This is a genomic window from Flagellimonas marinaquae, from assembly GCF_003992675.1.
Taxonomy (GTDB): domain Bacteria; phylum Bacteroidota; class Bacteroidia; order Flavobacteriales; family Flavobacteriaceae; genus Flagellimonas; species Flagellimonas marinaquae.
The window spans coordinates 194,474-212,141 of the sequence record NZ_RZMZ01000015.1 but is presented as its reverse complement, the minus strand read 5'-3'; the positions used below and the strand labels follow the sequence as shown (position 1 = coordinate 212,141).

At 43.2% G+C, this 17,668-nt stretch carries 18 protein-coding genes and 1 other RNA gene; 11 read left to right on the top strand and 8 right to left on the bottom strand.

Annotated features, from left to right (window positions below):
• The first annotated feature begins 40 nt into the window (after positions 1-40).
• The 5 genes from EO130_RS10340 to EO130_RS10320 all read left to right on the top strand — a co-directional run bounded on the left by EO130_RS10340 (position 41) and on the right by EO130_RS10320 (position 6,344).
• Positions 41-1,441, top strand: a complete 1,401-nt coding sequence (locus EO130_RS10340) for a tetratricopeptide repeat protein (protein WP_127141436.1) — start codon at positions 41-43, stop codon at positions 1,439-1,441.
• A gap of 22 nt (positions 1,442-1,463) precedes the next feature.
• Positions 1,464-2,381 carry a polyprenyl-phosphate transporter gene (locus EO130_RS10335; RefSeq protein WP_127141435.1) on the top strand — a complete coding sequence of 306 codons (918 nt, stop codon included), beginning with the start codon at positions 1,464-1,466 and terminating at the stop codon, positions 2,379-2,381.
• A 19-nt stretch (positions 2,382-2,400) separates the two neighbouring features.
• A complete protein-coding gene (locus tag EO130_RS10330) occupies positions 2,401-3,438 on the top strand; it encodes a DUF368 domain-containing protein (protein WP_127141434.1) in 1,038 nt (345 codons plus the stop codon).
• A complete protein-coding gene (locus EO130_RS10325) occupies positions 3,392-4,144 on the top strand; it encodes a shikimate dehydrogenase family protein (protein WP_164732919.1) in 753 nt (250 codons plus the stop codon). Before EO130_RS10330 ends, EO130_RS10325 begins: the two co-directional genes overlap by 47 nt.
• A 142-nt stretch (positions 4,145-4,286) precedes the next feature.
• A complete protein-coding gene (locus EO130_RS10320; protein WP_127141433.1) occupies positions 4,287-6,344 on the top strand; it encodes a DUF349 domain-containing protein in 2,058 nt (685 codons plus the stop codon).
• A gap of 63 nt (positions 6,345-6,407) precedes the next feature.
• On the opposite strand, the gene EO130_RS10315 is transcribed toward EO130_RS10320, so the two are convergent.
• From EO130_RS10315 to EO130_RS10295, 5 genes are all read right to left on the bottom strand, one after another.
• Positions 6,408-6,833 carry a CBS domain-containing protein gene (locus EO130_RS10315; RefSeq protein WP_127141432.1) on the bottom strand — a complete coding sequence of 142 codons (426 nt, stop codon included), beginning with the start codon at positions 6,831-6,833 and terminating at the stop codon, positions 6,408-6,410.
• A 77-nt stretch (positions 6,834-6,910) separates the two neighbouring features.
• A complete protein-coding gene (gene rny, locus EO130_RS10310; RefSeq protein ID WP_127141431.1) occupies positions 6,911-8,482 on the bottom strand; it encodes a ribonuclease Y in 1,572 nt (523 codons plus the stop codon).
• Positions 8,483-8,535: 53 nt separating this feature from the next.
• Positions 8,536-8,645, bottom strand: a non-coding RNA gene (ssrS, locus tag EO130_RS10305) — 6S RNA.
• Between the two features lie 54 nt (positions 8,646-8,699).
• A complete protein-coding gene (locus tag EO130_RS10300) occupies positions 8,700-8,993 on the bottom strand; it encodes a cell division protein ZapA (RefSeq protein ID WP_127141430.1) in 294 nt (97 codons plus the stop codon).
• A 14-nt stretch (positions 8,994-9,007) separates the two neighbouring features.
• Positions 9,008-9,298: a hypothetical protein gene (locus tag EO130_RS10295; RefSeq protein ID WP_127141429.1), complete on the bottom strand. Its 291-nt coding sequence runs from the start codon at positions 9,296-9,298 to the stop codon at positions 9,008-9,010.
• Between the two features lie 169 nt (positions 9,299-9,467).
• Between EO130_RS10295 and EO130_RS10290 the strand changes: the two genes are divergently transcribed.
• Together EO130_RS10290 and EO130_RS10285 are read left to right on the top strand one after the other, a co-directional pair.
• Positions 9,468-11,159, top strand: a complete 1,692-nt coding sequence (locus EO130_RS10290; RefSeq protein ID WP_127141428.1) for a M23 family metallopeptidase — start codon at positions 9,468-9,470, stop codon at positions 11,157-11,159.
• A 136-nt stretch (positions 11,160-11,295) separates the two neighbouring features.
• Positions 11,296-11,943, top strand: a complete 648-nt coding sequence (locus EO130_RS10285; RefSeq protein ID WP_127141427.1) for a hypothetical protein — start codon at positions 11,296-11,298, stop codon at positions 11,941-11,943.
• 4 nt (positions 11,944-11,947) lie between these two features.
• On the opposite strand, the gene EO130_RS10280 is transcribed toward EO130_RS10285, so the two are convergent.
• Positions 11,948-13,096, bottom strand: a complete 1,149-nt coding sequence (locus EO130_RS10280; RefSeq protein ID WP_127141426.1) for a cysteine desulfurase family protein — start codon at positions 13,094-13,096, stop codon at positions 11,948-11,950.
• A gap of 111 nt (positions 13,097-13,207) precedes the next feature.
• On the opposite strand from EO130_RS10280, the gene EO130_RS10275 reads away from it, so the two are divergent.
• Positions 13,208-13,729 (top strand): hypothetical protein, encoded by a 522-nt coding sequence (locus EO130_RS10275; protein WP_127141425.1) that lies wholly within the window; start codon positions 13,208-13,210, stop codon positions 13,727-13,729.
• Here the strand turns inward: EO130_RS10275 and EO130_RS10270 are convergent.
• Positions 13,726-14,268 (bottom strand): Smr/MutS family protein, encoded by a 543-nt coding sequence (locus EO130_RS10270; RefSeq protein ID WP_127141424.1) that lies wholly within the window; start codon positions 14,266-14,268, stop codon positions 13,726-13,728. The two genes, EO130_RS10275 and EO130_RS10270, sit on opposite strands and share 4 nt — an antisense overlap.
• A gap of 22 nt (positions 14,269-14,290) precedes the next feature.
• Here EO130_RS10270 and EO130_RS10265 point away from each other — a divergent pair, with 22 nt between their 5' ends.
• From EO130_RS10265 to EO130_RS10255, 3 genes are read left to right on the top strand one after another with little or no spacing between them, the layout of a single operon-like run.
• Positions 14,291-14,662 (top strand): DUF2752 domain-containing protein, encoded by a 372-nt coding sequence (locus EO130_RS10265; protein ID WP_313781373.1) that lies wholly within the window; start codon positions 14,291-14,293, stop codon positions 14,660-14,662.
• Positions 14,663-14,673: 11 nt separating this feature from the next.
• Complete coding sequence (locus EO130_RS10260) at positions 14,674-14,997, top strand: CCC motif membrane protein (RefSeq protein ID WP_127141423.1); 324 nt, start codon at positions 14,674-14,676, stop codon at positions 14,995-14,997.
• Positions 14,998-15,007: 10 nt separating this feature from the next.
• Positions 15,008-15,319: a CCC motif membrane protein gene (locus EO130_RS10255; protein WP_127141422.1), complete on the top strand. Its 312-nt coding sequence runs from the start codon at positions 15,008-15,010 to the stop codon at positions 15,317-15,319.
• Here the strand turns inward: EO130_RS10255 and recQ are convergent.
• Positions 15,316-17,517 carry a DNA helicase RecQ gene (recQ, locus tag EO130_RS10250; protein ID WP_127141421.1) on the bottom strand — a complete coding sequence of 734 codons (2,202 nt, stop codon included), beginning with the start codon at positions 17,515-17,517 and terminating at the stop codon, positions 15,316-15,318. The two genes, EO130_RS10255 and recQ, sit on opposite strands and share 4 nt — an antisense overlap.
• Between the last annotated feature and the right edge of the window lie 151 nt (positions 17,518-17,668).

Sequence of the window (17,668 nt, the reverse complement as noted above, 5' to 3'; positions counted from 1 at the left end):
AGGTTAATTTTAAGTCCATAGTTCAACCAAAAACGTTCCTATGGCGTTAGAATCTAACGAATATCCTGACAAATCGATAAGCAAATTTGAGTCCATGCTCAAGACGGATGACGTCTACTTCTTCGATGCGGAGGACTTTGAGGAAATCATCCATCACTACCTGAACAACGGCAAAATATCCCTAGGCAAAAAAGCTATTCAAATTGGTTTGGAACAACATCCCAATTCCATGGAATTAAAACTTTTGCAAGTGGAGGTTTTGGCTTTTGAGGACAAGTTTGAAGCCGCGGAGACGCTCTTGGACGAGATTCAGAACATTAATGCGGCCAATGAGGAAATCTATATCCAAAGAGCCAACATTCGCTCCAAACAGGACAAACACCAGGAAGCGGTGAACTTACTCCTGGAGGCCCTTAATGTGACCGACCACTCCTTCGACATTCACTCCCTATTGGGAATGGAATACCTTTTTATGGACAACTACGAGCAGGCCAAGCTCAGCTTCATGCGTTGTGTGGAAATGGACGACACCGATTATTCATCACTTTATAATGTGGTGTATTGCTTCGAGTTCTTGGAGGACTTTGATGGGAGCATTTATTATTTGAACGATTATTTGGACAGAAATCCTTACTGTGAGGTGGCCTGGCATCAGCTTGGCAAAATGTATTTGGCCAAAAATTTATATCTGGAAGCATTGACCGCCTTCGATTTTGCGGTGATTTCGGACGATTCTTTCATAGGCGCCTATTTTGAAAAGGGCAAGGTGTTGGAAAAATTGGGCCGGTACAACGAGGCCATTGAAAATTACGAGTCTACCATATCCATAGAAGACCCAACATCCTATGCGTATCTGCGCCTTGGCAAGTGCCATGAAAAATTGGGAAATTACGATTTGGCCAAGTATTACTATTATCACACCGTGCACGAGGATCCTTTATTGGACAAAGGCTGGCTGGCCATCACCGATTTTCATTTTGGGCAGAAGAATTATGAAAAAGCCCTGTACTACATCAACAAGGCCATCAATATTGATGGGGAAAACCCAAAATACTGGAAAAAAGCGGGCAAGATTTATGCCGCACTTGAAAACTACGACGAAGCTGATTTTGCCTACAAGCAAGCAGTGGATTTGGGTAATTACGAATTGGCAACTTGGAGAAACTGGGCAGAAGTCCTCAACCAAATCGGGGATTACAACTCCGCCATACAGGTACTAATTCAAGGTTTGGAGTTTTATCCCGATAATTCCGACCTCACCTACAAATTGGCGGGTCTCCATTTAAAAAATGATGACTTGGATGAAGCAAAAACCATTTTGTCCAAGGCCATGAAATTGGATATTGGTAAATTGCGGCAGTTTGAAAAAGAATTCCCAGAATTCATAGAAGTTGATTGGGTGAAAGCGTTGGTTTCCAAAATCAGGAAAACGGCCAAGTAACCCCACCATAGCCCAAAAATTCATGCAAGCACGTCGTACACTGGACTACGTATTTATCACCCTTAAAGGTATGGCCATGGGAGCCGCTGATGTAGTCCCAGGAGTATCAGGAGGAACCATAGCCTTTATTTCAGGCATATATGAGGAACTCATCACCTCCATCAACAACATAGACCTTTCGCTCATCAAAATGTTGCGAAAAGAAGGTATCAAAGCGGTCTGGAACAAGGTCAACGGCAACTTTCTTTTGGCATTATTTGTTGGTATTTTTATCAGTGTCCTCTCCTTGGCCAAATTCTTGAGCTGGCTTTTGGAAAATGAACCTATTCTGCTCTGGTCGTTTTTCTTTGGGCTTGTGGTCGCTTCCATTTTTATGGTGGGCAAGGAAATCACCCGATGGACCATGGGTTCCATTGTAGTATTACTTTTAGGTGCCGCACTTGCATTTTTTATAACAGAACTGCCCGCCAGCGACAATGTGGATAGTCTCCCCTATCTGTTCCTTTCTGGTGCCTTGGCCATTTGCGCCATGATCTTGCCCGGAATCTCAGGGGCATTCATTTTGGTACTGCTAGGCTCCTACAAAACCATTTTGGACGCCGTTCATGAAAGGGACATTAAAATTATATTGACCGTGGGCGTTGGAGCCATTTTTGGCCTTTTGAGTTTCGCCCGCTTGCTCAAATGGATGTTCAACCACTACAAGAACATCACCTTAGCGCTTTTGACAGGGTTTATTTTGGGGTCGCTCAATAAAATATGGCCTTGGAAAAAGGTACTGGAGACCAAAACATTTGGCGAAAAAATCGTTGTGGTGGATGATATGAACGTACTTCCCGGAGCATTTGAGGGCGATAGCAAATTAATGCTAGCCATTGTATTAGCCATCCTAGGTTTTTCACTTATTTTTATCCTGGAAAGATTAGCTTCCAAAAAATAAGGAAAACCCATAAAGGCGCATGCAGCAACCTAGAACACTTCTGGACAATTTTTTCTTGGTCATCAAAGGACTGTGCATGGGTGCCGCGAACAAGGTTCCGGGAGTTTCCGGAGGTATTGTCGCCTTTGTGGCCGGTTTTTATGAAGAATTTATCTACTCCCTACAAAAACTCAATTCCAAAGCCGTAAAACTACTGTTCAATGGGAGGTTCAAAAGTTTTTTTAGGTATATCAACGCCAAATTTCTAGGACTTTTACTCTTTGGAATGCTGGTCAGCTATTTTAGTGTTTCCCGTATTTTGGATTACTTTCTGGACCATAATGAGCTCTTTGTCTGGGCCACCTTCTTTGGTATGGTCATCGGGTCCATTTACTACATCGGAAAAGATTTTTCTCCATGGAACCAACGTACCATCCCAGCTGCAATTATCGGTTTGGCGGTAGGGGTTTCCATCAGTTTTTTGAATCCGGCAAGGGAAAACGACAACCTACTGTTCATCTTTTTTTGCGGAATCATCAGTGTTTCCGGAATGACGCTTCCAGGACTTTCCGGTTCGTTTATTTTGATTCTGTTGGGCAATTATGTCCTCCTCTTGGTTGATTCCGTAAATGCTCTCTACGATACATTTTCCGAAGTTTTTTCGGGCGATTTCAGCTTTGTCAACAATAGGGAACGTATTCAGATTCTAAAAATTTTGGGCGTGTTCACGTTGGGCTCTGTAACCGGCTTGGTAACCTTTTCACATCTGCTCAGTTATGTATTGAAGCACTTTAAAGCAACTACCACAGCGGTACTGTTGGGTTTCATCACAGGGTCTTTGGGGGTTCTTTGGCCATGGAAGAGAACTATTTTTAAGTTGGATGATGCGGGAAACCCGTTATTGGATTCCAATGGAGACAAGATTATTCTGAATTATACCCGGCACTTCCCGAACATGGCGGAAGTTGAAACTTGGTGGGCCATCCTTTTTATTTTGATGGGGATTTTGGTATTATTGATTTTGGATTGGTATGGCAACAATAGAAAAAAGAATGAACAGGTACGGGCTGCTAGGTAAAAATATTTCCTATTCCTTTTCACAAGGATACTTCACCCAAAAATTCAAGGATTTGGGCCTTCCAGACCATAGTTACGAAAATTTTGATATCCAGCATATTGATGATTTCAAGGAGGTACTGGCACAAGAAAATCTAAAGGGCCTTAACGTTACCATTCCCTACAAGCAAGATGTAATTCCATTTTTGGATGAATTAGACCCTAAAGCAGCACAAATTGGGGCCGTCAATACCATACAGTTCACGGAAAAAGGTCTCAAAGGCTTCAATACTGACGCTTTCGGATTCCGAACATCCCTGGAACCCTTTTTAAAAACGCATCATACCAAGGCATTGATTTTGGGAACAGGAGGCGCCTCAAAAGCCGTACGTTTTGTATTGAACGAATTGGGAATAGTGGGCACCTATGTATCCCGCAGCAACAAAGAAGGACAGTATACCTACGATAACCTGAACGAGGACATCATCAGGGAAAATACACTGATCATTAACTGCACACCCTTGGGAACCTACCCTAATATCGAGGATAAACCCAACATTCCCTATGAATGTATCGGTACCGACCATTTGTTGTACGACTTGATCTACAATCCAGAGCAAACCAGCTTTCTGGCCGAAGGCGAAGCTAGGGGAGCCACTACAACCAATGGACTAAAAATGCTCCAGCAGCAAGCTGAAAAGGCTTGGGAAATATGGAACCAAGGTTAAAAACCACCTTTGGTAAAAGGATTCAACCCTTCCACACATCCATCAAATCGTGCAAAAGAAGAATCAATACTTTTGCTATTAGACAATTAAGTTGTTAAATTGGCTATAACTTTCATCAATCAATTAGGTAAACTAGCAACTAATGCAGGAAAAGGATCGTAAACTTCAGCAAGCTGAAGGTGACAAAGAGGAAACAACGGAAAAAACAAAGGTACATTTGGAAGAAGCGACCCAAGCTGAACCAAAAGTAGCTGAGGAGGGTTCATCCGAGACCGAAGGAACTAACGAACCCGAATCCAAAGCCGTTCCAGAAAACAATAGTGACGATAAGAGCGCTGAAAAGGAAGAATCCAATGATCACTTGGACGAAATCGACGAATCCAATGCCGAGGATGCCGAGGATACCGAAAATGAAAAACGCCATACCATCCCCATGTTGGACTATCACTCCATGTCCATGGAAAACCTCGTTGGGGAACTGCAGCGCTTGGTCAAGAATGAGAAAGTACAGGCCATTAACAAGCACGTTAGTGCCATAAAATATGAGTTCGACCAAAAATTTCAGGATTTTCTGGACGAAAAAAAGGAAGAATTCATCTCCAAGGGAGGCAACGAAGTGGATTTTAGGTACAACTCGGTGGCCAAAAGACAATTCAACGAAGTCTATTCGGATTTTAGGGAAAAGCGGGACCAGTACTACAAACAACTGGACCAATCCCTAAAGACCAACCTACAACAACGACTTGAAATTATAGAGGAATTAAAGGGGCTCATCGATATCGAAGAGGATATCAATACGACCTATAACAATTTTAAGGGCCTCCAACACCGGTGGAAAAATGCAGGGCCCATTCCAAGGGCCAGTTACAATGATGTATGGCGCACCTACCACCATCACATGGAAATCTTTTACGATTTTCTTCATCTCAACCGTGAACTGCGTGACCTGGATTTTAAGCACAATCTCGAAGAGAAGCAAAAACTGGTGGAGCGTGCAGAAGCTTTGGCCGATGAACCAGACCTGAACAAGGCCTTTCGTGAATTGCAAACGCTGCATAAGATTTGGAAAGAAGATATTGGCCCTGTTGCCAAGGAACATCGGGAAGAAATTTGGGAAAAGTTCAGCAATGCCACCAAAGCCATGCATCAGCGAAGGCAAGAACATTTCCAAGAGTTGGAGAAAGTCTACGAAAAAAATCTTGAGAAAAAACAGGAAATCATAGCGGGCATAGCCAAGATTGCTGAAAATGTTGCCGATAATCACCGGGGCATTCAGCAGCAGATCAAGGAAGTCGAAGCCCTTCGCGAGTCCTTCTTTAAGGCAGGAAAGGTGCCCCAAAGAGTAAACGAGGAAACTTGGGGGCAGTTCAAGGAAACGGTACGCAAGTTCAACCGTACCAAAAATGCTTTTTATAAAAATCAAAAAAAGGAGCAACAGCAAAATCTTGAAAAGAAAAGAGAACTCTTGGAGTTGGCCGTTTCCTTAAAAGATAGCGATGACTGGGCCGAGGTAACCCCACAAATGAAGCGTATTCAGCGCGACTGGAAAAAAATTGGCCACGTACCCAGAAAATATTCCGACAAAATATGGAAGGAGTTCAAAGATGCCTGTAACCATTATTTTGACCGATTGCATGCTGAAAGAAACGATGCCCATAACGAAGAGTTCGAGAACTTCAAAAAGAAAAGCGAATGCCTCGACCGATTGAAAGCATTTCAATTGAGCGGGGACAAGAAAAAGGATATTGAAGCAATTAAGGGATTTCTGGCCGAATGGAAACAGTATGGCCGCATTCCCTACAACAAAAAGCACATTAACGGGAAGTTCAATAAAATTGTGGATGCCCTTTTCAAAAAAATGGGAATCGCAAAAGAACAGTCCGAATTGCTAAAATACGGAAACAAGGTACAGGAACTAGCCAAAACAGAGGATAATTATGCCATTGGCAACGAACGCGTCTTTGTAAAACGTAAAATTGACGAGGTTAAGTCCGAAATCCGCCAACTGGAAAACAACCTGCAGTTTTTCTCCAACGATTCAGAAGACAATCCGCTGGTGAAAGAGGTGGTCCAGAAATTGAACAAGCAAAAAGAAGCCCTTCAAACTTGGAAGGAAAAAATGAAGAACCTCAATATCTTGGAGCACAAGCTCAATAAAGAAAGCGAAGAGGAAGAAACCGAGGCAAGTGAAGAGGAATAATAATATACCCATTAGAAATCATAACAAAGGGCCGCTTTTAGCGGCCCTTTGTTATGATTTCGTCTAAGCTTCGATACATTCGAGTAAATAGTTGATCAAATCCGTAGTGGTAACGATCCCCACAATTTTTCCGTTATCCACAACGGGCAATGCATGAAACTCCTTTTTAGAAAGAAAACGTGCCACATCCTTAATGGATGTTGTAGAAGATACCGTAACCACATCGCTCACCATCACTTGTGGAATGGTAAACATATTGTACACAATGGTATCTACGTATTCCTCGTGTTCATCTACCGCATCAGCGAAGCTTATCCGCAATAAATCCGTATAGCTCAACATGCCTTTGATGGTGTTCCCCTCAACAACGGGGATATGTCTTATGCGATGCTTCTTAAACAATCGCTCCGCAGTTACCAAATCGTCTTTGGTAGAGAGGGTGACCAGTTTTCTGGTCATTATTTTTGAGATAGGTACACTATTTTTCATCACTCCAGTAGTTTATCAATTCCTGAAATGAAGTTACCCCAATCTTTAGTGGAAAAGTATGATAATTGTCAGCTGTCCTATTTAGCTACGTTGACAGATCTGGTTTCCCGGATTACGGTGACCTTAACTTGACCAGGGTAGGTCATGTCGGTTTGGATTTTCTGCGAGATTTCAAACGAAAGCTCAGCAGCCTTGTCATCGTTCACCTTTTCACTCTCCACGATAACGCGCAACTCCCTACCAGCTTGAATGGCATAGGCTTTCTGCACCCCATGGAAACCAAAGGCGATATCCTCCAAATCTTTCAAACGTTGGATGTAAGAATCCAATACCTGTCTTCTAGCGCCAGGGCGTGCTCCACTAATGGCATCACAAACTTGAACGATGGGCGAAATCAAAGTCGTCATTTCTACTTCATCGTGGTGAGCCCCAATGGCATTGCAAACTTCTTCTTTTTCCCCATATTTCTGCGCCCATTGCATTCCCAAAATAGCGTGTGGGGTCTCCACCTCTACTTCGGCCATTGGTACTTTTCCAATATCATGCAACAATCCAGCCCTTTTTGCCAGTTTTGGATTAAGACCCAGTTCTGCTGCCATTACGCCACAAAGCTTGGCCACTTCCCTCGAGTGCTGTAACAGGTTTTGTCCGTAGGAGGAACGGTATTTCATTCGGCCCACCGCCTTGATCAGTTCGGGATGTAACCCGTGGATGCCCAAATCGATTACGGTGCGTTTCCCAATTTCCGCTATTTCCTCATTGATTTGCTTTTCGGTCTTTTTAACGACTTCCTCGATACGTGCTGGGTGGATTCGACCATCAGTTACCAATCGGTGTAAAGACAATCTGGCGACCTCCCTTCTTACGGAATCGAAACAGGACAAAATGATGGCCTCGGGCGTATCGTCCACAATTATTTCAACCCCTGTGGCAGATTCCAAGGCACGGATGTTTCTTCCTTCACGTCCAATAATCCTTCCTTTGACGTCATCCGATTCCAAATTGAATACAGAAACACAGTTTTCGACCGCTTCTTCGGTTCCAATTCGTTGGATGGTATTTACCACAATTTTTCTAGCCTCTTGCTGTGCCGTCAGTTTGGCCTCTTCCAAGGTGTTCTGCAGATAGGCCATAGCATCGCTTTTTGCGGTTTCCTTTAAGGATTCCATCAATTGTGCCTTGGCATCCTCAGCAGAGAGTCCAGAAATGACTTCCAACTGCTGCACCTGGCTTTTGTGCAATTTTTCAACCTCGGATTGTTTTTTGTCGAGTATCTCACTTTTGTACTCGACCTCTTTTATTTTCTGTTGCAGTTGATCGTTCAGCTTTTTGTTCTTGGCCAGTTCACTGCTCACCTGCGATTCTTTGTCCCTAGTTCGCTTTTCGGCCTCTGCAATCTTCTTGTCCTTGTTGATAATGACCTTTTCATGTTCTGCCTTCAATTCCAAAAACTTCTCCTTAGCCTGAAAGATCTTATCCTTTTTGATGCTCTCCCCTTCTTTATTGGCCTCCTTTACTATATTGGCCGCTTCCCTCTTTGCATTTGCAATGGTCTTGGACGCCTTTCCCTTCTCCATCATTTTGGCAATGGCAAAACCAACTGCCAGTCCCACGACCGCTGCAACAACAATCAATATGATATTATCCATGTTTAGTTTGTGTTTAGTTAAAAAAAAAGCCCACATCGGAAGAAGTTTTGTACAAACTCCAAAATACAGGTTTAGGGCTAACAGACTGATCAAGGATCCCTATGCAAGTAGGGCCTGCTTTTACAACCTAAACTCACCCTCTCTAATTATATTAGTGTTGAGTTTGTCAAAAAATATTTACCAATGTGGGCAGTAACAATATTTTATTTAAAAGAACTTATTCTCCCAATTTGGAATGGACCAGTTCGTCCAAAGCCCTAAGACGCTGCATAGCGGCTTCTGCGTTTTCGGAACGGTCTATCCCGCCTTGCTCAATTTTGGATGCAAACTGCAGGGCACACATGGCCAATACATCTTGCTTGTCCCGAACGGCATAGTTTTGCTCAAACTTTTTTGCCAGATTCTCAATATTCTTGGCTGCCTTTCGCAACCCCTCCTCCTGCCTTGGGTCAATCGTAAGTGGATATACCCTATCAGCAATCGAAAGCTTTATTTTGAGCTTCTCGTCCATAATTTCGGTAACCGTTAATCCGCTAGTTTTGCAATGCAAACATCCAATTCGCGGATCAATGTATTTATTTTGAGCTTAGCTTCTGTTTTACTCGAATTACTACCCAGCATTGTGTTCGCCATTTTTAAGGAGTCATATTTTTCCTCCCATTCCTTTAGAGCATTCTGTTTAAGTTCGTTTTCCTCCTTCAGAAGTTCCAAATCGTTTCTCAATTTGGCGTTCAATTGGAGCAACAGCTCCATTTTGTGCAGCAGTTTACTCACCTTGTTCTCCAAAGAATCCACAATCTCAACAAGTTCGCTCATAGATGCAAACAACAATACGTCTTACACAAAGTTAACCAACCTTGCACAACCTCGCAATACTTTTTGGATTTATTCTTAAAGTGTAGCTTTAAGCAAAATGGGGGAGTTCAAATCCTTTCATCAAAACAAAACATTGGTTACTTTCGTAGATAATTTTTTGAATCGCCCTATGCGCCAAACCTGCTTCTTAGTCCTTTTATTCTTCATATTCCACCTACACGCACAACAAGAGTATCCACAAGATGCGTTCCGTTCTCCTTTGGATATCCCATTGGTCTTGGCTGGAACCTTTGGAGAGCTGCGGTCGAACCATTTTCATGCAGGAATGGACATTAAGACCCAACAGCGAGAAGGGCTACCCGTTTTTGCTATTGCAGATGGCACTGTAACCCGGATAAAAGTATCGCATTGGGGCTACGGCAAAGCGCTGTACATAGCACATCCCAATGGGTACACTTCGGTGTATGCACACCTTCAAAAGTTTGGACCCGAAATAGAGGAATACGTCAAAAAGGTACAGTACAGGGAGCAGTCCTATGAAGTTGAAATATTCCCCGATTACGGGGACCTAAAAGTTATTAAAGGGAATATCATTGCCTACGCAGGGAATACCGGTAGTTCTGCCGGCCCACACCTACATTTTGAAATACGGAACAGTGTAAACGGCAAACCCACCAACCCGCTTCTTTACGGCTATGAGGTTAGGGATGCTACAGACCCTACACTTTTGGAACTATACGGATATCCCGTATCCGATGATGCCCTGATCAATCAGAGCGCCGAAAAAATCCAGTTGAACTTCACACGCCAGACGGACGGGTCCTTCCTGGCCGACCCCGTATCCGCCATCGGCACCATTGGTTTTGGTATCAATACGTTTGACCGTTTGGATATGGCGGCCAATAAAAATGGTGTCTATGCCATAAAGCAAACGGTGAACGGCAGGGTATATTCGGAGTTCGACTTTGAAACCTTTTCTTTCGGAGAATCGCTCTACATCAATACGCTCATCGATTACGAACATTATTACAATAACAGGGATCGCATTCAAAAATGCTTTAAGGAACCCTACAATTATTTGAGCATCTACAAATCCCTCTACAACGATGGTGAAATCGATGTGGAGGAAGGCATGTCGTACAAGGTGGAATTGGAAATTTCTGATTTGGCTGGCAATACCACAAAGCTGATTATACCGGTAGAGGGAAAACAGCAGGAGAAAAAAATTGACAAAACGGACAAAACCACGGATCACTACGTAATTGCGGACAAGCCCAACAACTTTGATTTGGGAGTGGCCAAGGTATATTTTCCTGCCAACACCTTTTACGAAGATTTCTTTATCCACTTGGAAAAAGGCTCGGATACGGTCACCATTCACGATAACAGTGTAGCGGCTCATCGTAACTTCACCATCAGTTTTGACCCCTCCAAACATTCGGAAGCGGATAGAAAACAACTCTTCATAGCCCACTTGGAGCGCGGGGGTCGCCCCTCCTATTCCAAAACGTACAAAAGGGATGGCTCTTTTACCACTCGGACCAGGACCTTGGGTACCTATACCTTGGTGAAGGACAGCGTTGCTCCACAGATTAGGCCCAAGAATTTTAAGGCCAAACAATGGTTGAGCAATTACAGCTATCTCAGTTTGACCATCTCCGATGACCTGAGCGGCATTGACACCTATTCGGCCACCTTGAACGGCAAATGGATATTGATGGAGTACGAACCCAAGACCAATACAATTACCTATGATTTTGATGATAATGTCGTGACCGATACCGAATGTGAACTTAAAGTTATTGTTACCGACAATGTGGGCAATTCAAGCACCTTTACGTCCAATTTTTTCAGGAAATAGCCTTATTTTTGTGGACGTAATTTCGGCCTCCGTCAAAAATGGGTCATTTTTATATGACCAATACCAACACCAATTAGGTCGACCATCAAAAAAACAACCTTAGCCAAAACATAATTTGTTGAATTAAAATATATCAATGAAAAAAATTGTCTTTGTGCTTGCTCTTTTTGCCACCACTTTGGGAATGGGCCAAAAGAACATTTATGAGAGCATACGGTTCGACGAATACACGGAGGATCATGAGGTACTTGCCATAGTTCCCTTTATTGCCAATTTGGAACTTAAAAAAGCCGTAGATCAAGATGAGCTCGACGTATTGGCCCAAAAGGAAGGATATGCAGTGCAAAATGCCTTGGAAACCTATTTTTCCCGACGAAAAAAAAGGAAAAAATTTAATGTTGACTTTCAAAACATAGCCAATACCAATGCTATTTTGGCACAGAACAATATCACTTACGAGAACATTGACACCTATACCACCAAGGAGTTATGCAAAATATTGGAGGTCGATGGTATCATCAGCGGAAACCTGAACCTTAATATCTTGCTCTCCGAAGGAGTCCCTACAGATTTCAGCATCTTGGATTATTTTAGCGGCAACGCCAATTATGGGCGTATTGGGGTAAAAATCAGTGATGGCGAAACCGGAAAGCTATTATGGAAATACGAGAACGAAATTTCCAAAAAGACGGGAAAAAACACCAATGAGCTCATCGACAAGATGATGAAGACCGCCTCCAGAAAATTTCCATACGATAAAGAGAAAAGGAAAAACAGAAATTAAACCCCTAGCTGTTGGCGAATTCCTTCAGCACCTCGACCGTATAGTCCAGCTCTTCCTTGGTATTGTACCTGGAGAACGAAAAGCGAAGGGATGGCTTATCCAGCTCCTCTCCCGATAAGATTTCGTTGAGCACATGGGAACCTTGATTACTTCCCGATTGGCATGCACTTCCTTTGGAACAGGCAATACCTTTCATATCCAAATGGAACAATAGCATCAATCCTTTTTGCTTATCAAAAGGCAAACGGATATTGGCCAAGGTATAGGTACTCTTTTCCATATCCCCAGAAAGACCATTGCATTCGGCTCCGGGAACCTCTTTTAACACTTTTTCCACAAAGTACCTTTTGAGTTCCTTTATGGCTTTGGTCTCCTCTTCCAAATGCTCGTACGACCTCACAAAGGCTTCTTCCAATCCAACGATATTGTGAAAAGATTCAGTACCGGCGCGATAACCTCTCTCCTGGGACCCACCAAAAATCAAGGGCTTTAATCCTGAATTTTTGCGGATGTAGGCAAAACCGATACCCTTGGGCCCATGGAACTTGTGTGCTGCCGCTGCCAAAAAATCGACATGGACCGCCTGCACATCCCAAGGATAATGTCCTATGGACTGCACTGTATCGGAATGAAAAAAGGCGTTGTTCGCCTTGCAAAGCTCCCCAACTGCGGCAATGTCGATAATATTGCCGATCTCATTGTTCACATGCATAAAACTGACCAACTTTTTGGTGTCATCACCTTTGAGCAATTCTTCCAAATGGCCCAAATCAGGATTTCCAAACGCATCCAAATCCACAAACCAAAGCTGGATACCATACTCTTTCTCCAATTCCTCTGCTGTATGCAACACGGCGTGGTGTTCTATTTTGGACGTAATGATGGTCTCAATTCCCAAATCCCTGACTGCACAACGCAAAATCATGTTGTCGGCCTCAGTTCCACCCGATGTAAAAATGATTTCGGAAGGTTGGGCGTTCATGGTTTTGGCAATGGTTTTTCGAGCCTGCTCCACCGCAGTTCTTGCGGAACGTCCAAAACTATGGGTAGACGAAGGGTTACCGTAATGCTGGGCCAAGGCGTCCTGCATCCGTTCGATTACCTCTTGCCTTACTTGGGTGGTGGCGGCATTGTCCAAATAGACTTTTTGCATGGTCGAGTTCTTTTTTTTGAGAGGAGCAAAAGTACAGGAAATAAAGTTAATTTCTTTTAAACTATTCCCAAGGATTGGCGTAGTAAAATTGATTTGCGTTAAATTTGGCGCATGAGAAAATGCATCTTTTCAATACTTGTTTTAGGTATGTTGGGGTCCTGTAGCGATGGTGACCTTCAAATTGAGACCATCGATTTTGATAGTGCTTCCCTTCAGTTTTGTGCCAATCCAGTCGCAAATGCCAAAAACCTAATGTTCAAAATAAACGATAGCGAGGCGCTCATCCTCGAGCTTCAAAGTGAAACGCTCAACAAAGGTGTTGTTGGAGAAACAGTGACTACCGAGAGTGCGGTGCCGGGCCAATCCCAAGTCACCTATCGCGTTTTTTCCGGTACAGTGAACAAGGATTATTTCTGTGATGAAATACCAGTGGTGGAACCTACAGTGATCCAAGAAGTCGTGGCACAGGATGGTGCGGTGATCGTAGAAACCATGCGCTCTGCAAGTGACACTACCCGCTTTGTGCACAAAATTAGCCTTAGTGGAATATCGTTTGTGACGAGCAACGGGGAACGCATCACCAACCTGGCCATCAATGAGTTTGGTGAAGTGACTACACCGGTGCCCAACTAAGCATTTTGATAAATGTACACTTCGGTGGCGCCCAACCCATACTTTTGATAGTCTGCATCGTAAAATTTAACGTTATCGTACCGGTTGAACAGATACCGCAATTCCTCCTTTAACACGCCTTCGCCCACTCCGTGGATAAACACCACCTTTTGGATGCGTTTGTTCATGGCAAATTCCAATTGTCTTTTGGCGGTTTCCAATTGAATATTGAGCATATCGTAATTGCTCATCCCTTTGCTCGATTTTACCAGTTGATGAATGTGTAAATCAACCTCCATTTTTGGCGCACTCCGTTCCCTAGGTTTCACGGTGGGCATTTTTCTTTTTTTGGAAGCGGCCTTTTCTTTTTTGACTTGGGCCACCTCGTGATTGCTCACTGGGATGTCACCTTCAATCTTCACCAAATCGCTTTCCGTAAAGTGCATGGGGAAACCATCCTCGGTAATCAAGGTTACCCTATCGCCGTCCACTTTTTGGATAACGCCCGATATGGCTTCATCCAGCACCTCTGCCCTATCCCCTATTGAAAACTTGCCCATATTCCCTTTCTTCTTTTAAAAAATGAGGCGAAAATTAATCACAGATACAAAAATAATAGTATTTTTCGGGTGCAACAGGATTATGCTCAACCTTATGCCAACCATAACCGTCTTTAGTCTAGAGGACTATATGCTGCCCTGCCTAAATAAGCAACTTTTGGGTGTGGACTGTCCTGGTTGCGGTTTACAGCGATCGGCTCACCTCCTCTTGCATGGAGAATTTGTGTCCGCTTTCCAAATGTATCCTGCTATTTACACGATTATTCCCCTGTTTGCACTTGTAATTAGCAGTAAGATATTCAATTTATCGGTGAACCATCGGTGGATATCTGTATTAGGAGTGACTACGGTAGCTTTGATTTTAATAAATTATATTCTAAAATTCTTATACTAAACATTTAAACCATGGAACAAAAGAATCTTCCAAATGTGACCATCGCCTTAGTTTTGGCAATTTTATCATTCTTATGCTGCTGCTTTGGAGGAGCACCTGGCCTTATTTTTGGTGGAATAGCTTTTTTACTCGTTAGAAAAGATGAAAAAACCTATGCCGAGAATCCAGAGCTTTACAAAAACTACAAGACTTTAAAAACCGTTCGCACACTGGCCATTATTGGTATGGTACTCGGTTTGTTATACCTATTGTATACTTTCTGGTCCATTAACCAAATGGGAGGCTGGGAAGGCTATATGCAAAAAGTACAAGAAATGACGGAACAATATCAATAACAAAAACTATATGAGCCAACAACCCTTACCTGGGGCAAGCACTGTGTTAACGATGGGGATACTCTCCATCGTTGGCACGTTGTTTTGTTGTGGCCCTTTTGGTGCCATTTTTAGCATTATCGGATTGGTAAAAGCTAAAAGTGCGGACCAATTGTACCAAGCAAGCCCTGAAAATTACACGGATTACAGCAATGTGAAAACAGGCAAAATCCTTTCCTATATTGGATTGGCCCTATCCCTGATTTCCTTGGTGCTGTTTATTCTCTACTTTGGATTTATCGTAGCGGCAATCACTACAGGAGAATTGAGTGGCGAATTTTAATTCGCCACTTCACTTATAAATTTAAGACGGTACAAGCGAAGTTCTTCATCTTCGTAGTCGCCATCGAATTCTTCTATGGCCGCTGAAATGGAATCAGTATCAGCCTCTAGGAAGTAATCGTGAATTTCTTCCTGTTGGTCCTCATCCAATATTTCGTCTATCCAATACCCAATATTGAGCTTGGTTCCACTGAACACGATTTGTTCCATCTCCTTGATCAGCTCGGGCAATTCCAATCCCTTGGCAGAAGCGATATCATCCAAAGGCAGTTTTCTATCCACACTTTGGATCACGTACAGTTTTAGACCGGAATTGGCCCCCGTACTTTTTACCACAAGGTCATCCGGCCTCACAATATCGTTCTCCTCTACATACTTCGAAATCAAATCAACAAAGGCCTTTCCATATTTTTTTGCCTTGCCCTCGCCTACTCCCTGAATGTTGATCAGTTCTTGCATGGTAACAGGATATTTCAAGGACATATCATCCAACGAAGGGTCCTGAAATACCACAAAGGGTGGGACCCCTAATTTCTGCGCCTCCTTTTTGCGCAGATCACGAAGCAGTTTCAATAATTGTTCATCGGCTACTGCACCATTCGATTTTTCGGAGGTGACAATGTTGCCCGTATCATCTTTGGAGTACACATGGTCCTTCGTCATCATGAACGAAGTAGGTTTCTCCAAGAATTTTTTTCCTTCCTCGGTTACATGAAGTATCCCGTAGCGCTCAATTTCCTTTTTTAAAAGTCCGGCCACTAGCGCCTGCCTTGTTAAGGCCATCCAAAACTCCTTGTCCTTGTCCTTGCCTATTCCAAAGAAACCCTTCTCGTCTGTTTTATGGGAAGAAATCATGGCATTGGTCTTGCCCACCAATACACGCACAATCTCCTTGGTCTTAAACTTTTCTTTGGTGTCCCGAACTACGCTCAGTAATTTGACAACATCATCCTTAGCCTCCTCCTTGGGTTTGGGATTTCTGGCATTGTCGTCCATATCCGCCCCTTCACCGTTTACCTCATCAAACTCTTCGCCAAAATAGTGGAGGATAAATTTTCTACGGGACATGGATGTTTCGGCATAGGCCACGATTTCCTGCAACAGGGCATTGCCAATTTCCTGCTCGGCAACGGGCTTTCCTGACATGAATTTCTCCAGTTTTTCCACATCCTTGTAGGCATAATAGGCCAAACAATGACCTTCGCCCCCATCACGTCCGGCACGTCCGGTTTCCTGATAATAGCTTTCAATACTCTTGGGAATATCGTGGTGGATGACAAAACGTACATCGGGCTTATCGATTCCCATACCGAAGGCGATGGTGGCCACCACCACGTCCACTTCTTCCATCAAGAACATATCCTGATACTTGGAGCGTGTCTTGGCATCGAAACCTGCATGATACGGAACAGCACTCACTCCATTGACCTGAAGTACTTGCGCCAGTTCTTCTACCCTTTTTCGGCTAAGGCAGTAAATGATTCCCGATTTTCCCTGATTCTGTTTTACAAAACGGATGATGTCCGCATCCACATCCTTGGTTTTGGGACGTACTTCGTAAAACAGATTGGGCCTGTTAAAAGATGCTTTAAAGACCTTGGCATCCGTCATACCCAAGTTTTTAATGATATCTTCCTGCACTTTGGGAGTAGCCGTTGCGGTAAGCCCAATGATGGGAATATTGTCCCCCAACCGATTGATGATACCACGTAGGTTACGGTATTCCGGCCTAAAATCGTGTCCCCATTCTGAGATACAGTGAGCTTCATCCACGGCCACGAACGAAAGTTTTACTTTCCGCAAGAAATCTACATTTTCTTCCTTGGTCAATGATTCTGGAGCCACATATAGCAGTTTAGTCACGCCATTTACAATATCTTCTTTGACCTGCTTGACCTCAGTCTTGGTCAGAGAAGAATTAAGAACGTGGGCTATGCCGTTCTGTTCGGATATGCCCCGTATGGCGTCCACTTGGTTTTTCATAAGGGCAATCAGAGGGGAAACCACAATGGCAGTACCTTCCTTCATCAAGGCAGGTAGCTGATAGCAGAGGGATTTTCCTCCACCAGTGGGCATGATGACAAAAGTGTCATTATCACTAAGTACATTTTGGATTACACCTTCCTGTAACCCTTTAAACTTCGAGAAACCAAAATATTTTTTTAGCGAGGAGTGTAAATCAGTATTTGTTAGGCTCATTTCCGCATTTTCAATTTATTACAAGCAACCTAAAAGGCAGTTGAGGCTTTACTTTTTAAACGCTCTTTTACAGAAGTATCTATTCTCACTTCCATAATAGTCTGTAAAAGATAGTTTGATTAGTTTTGTAATCTTAAAGATAAGATATTCT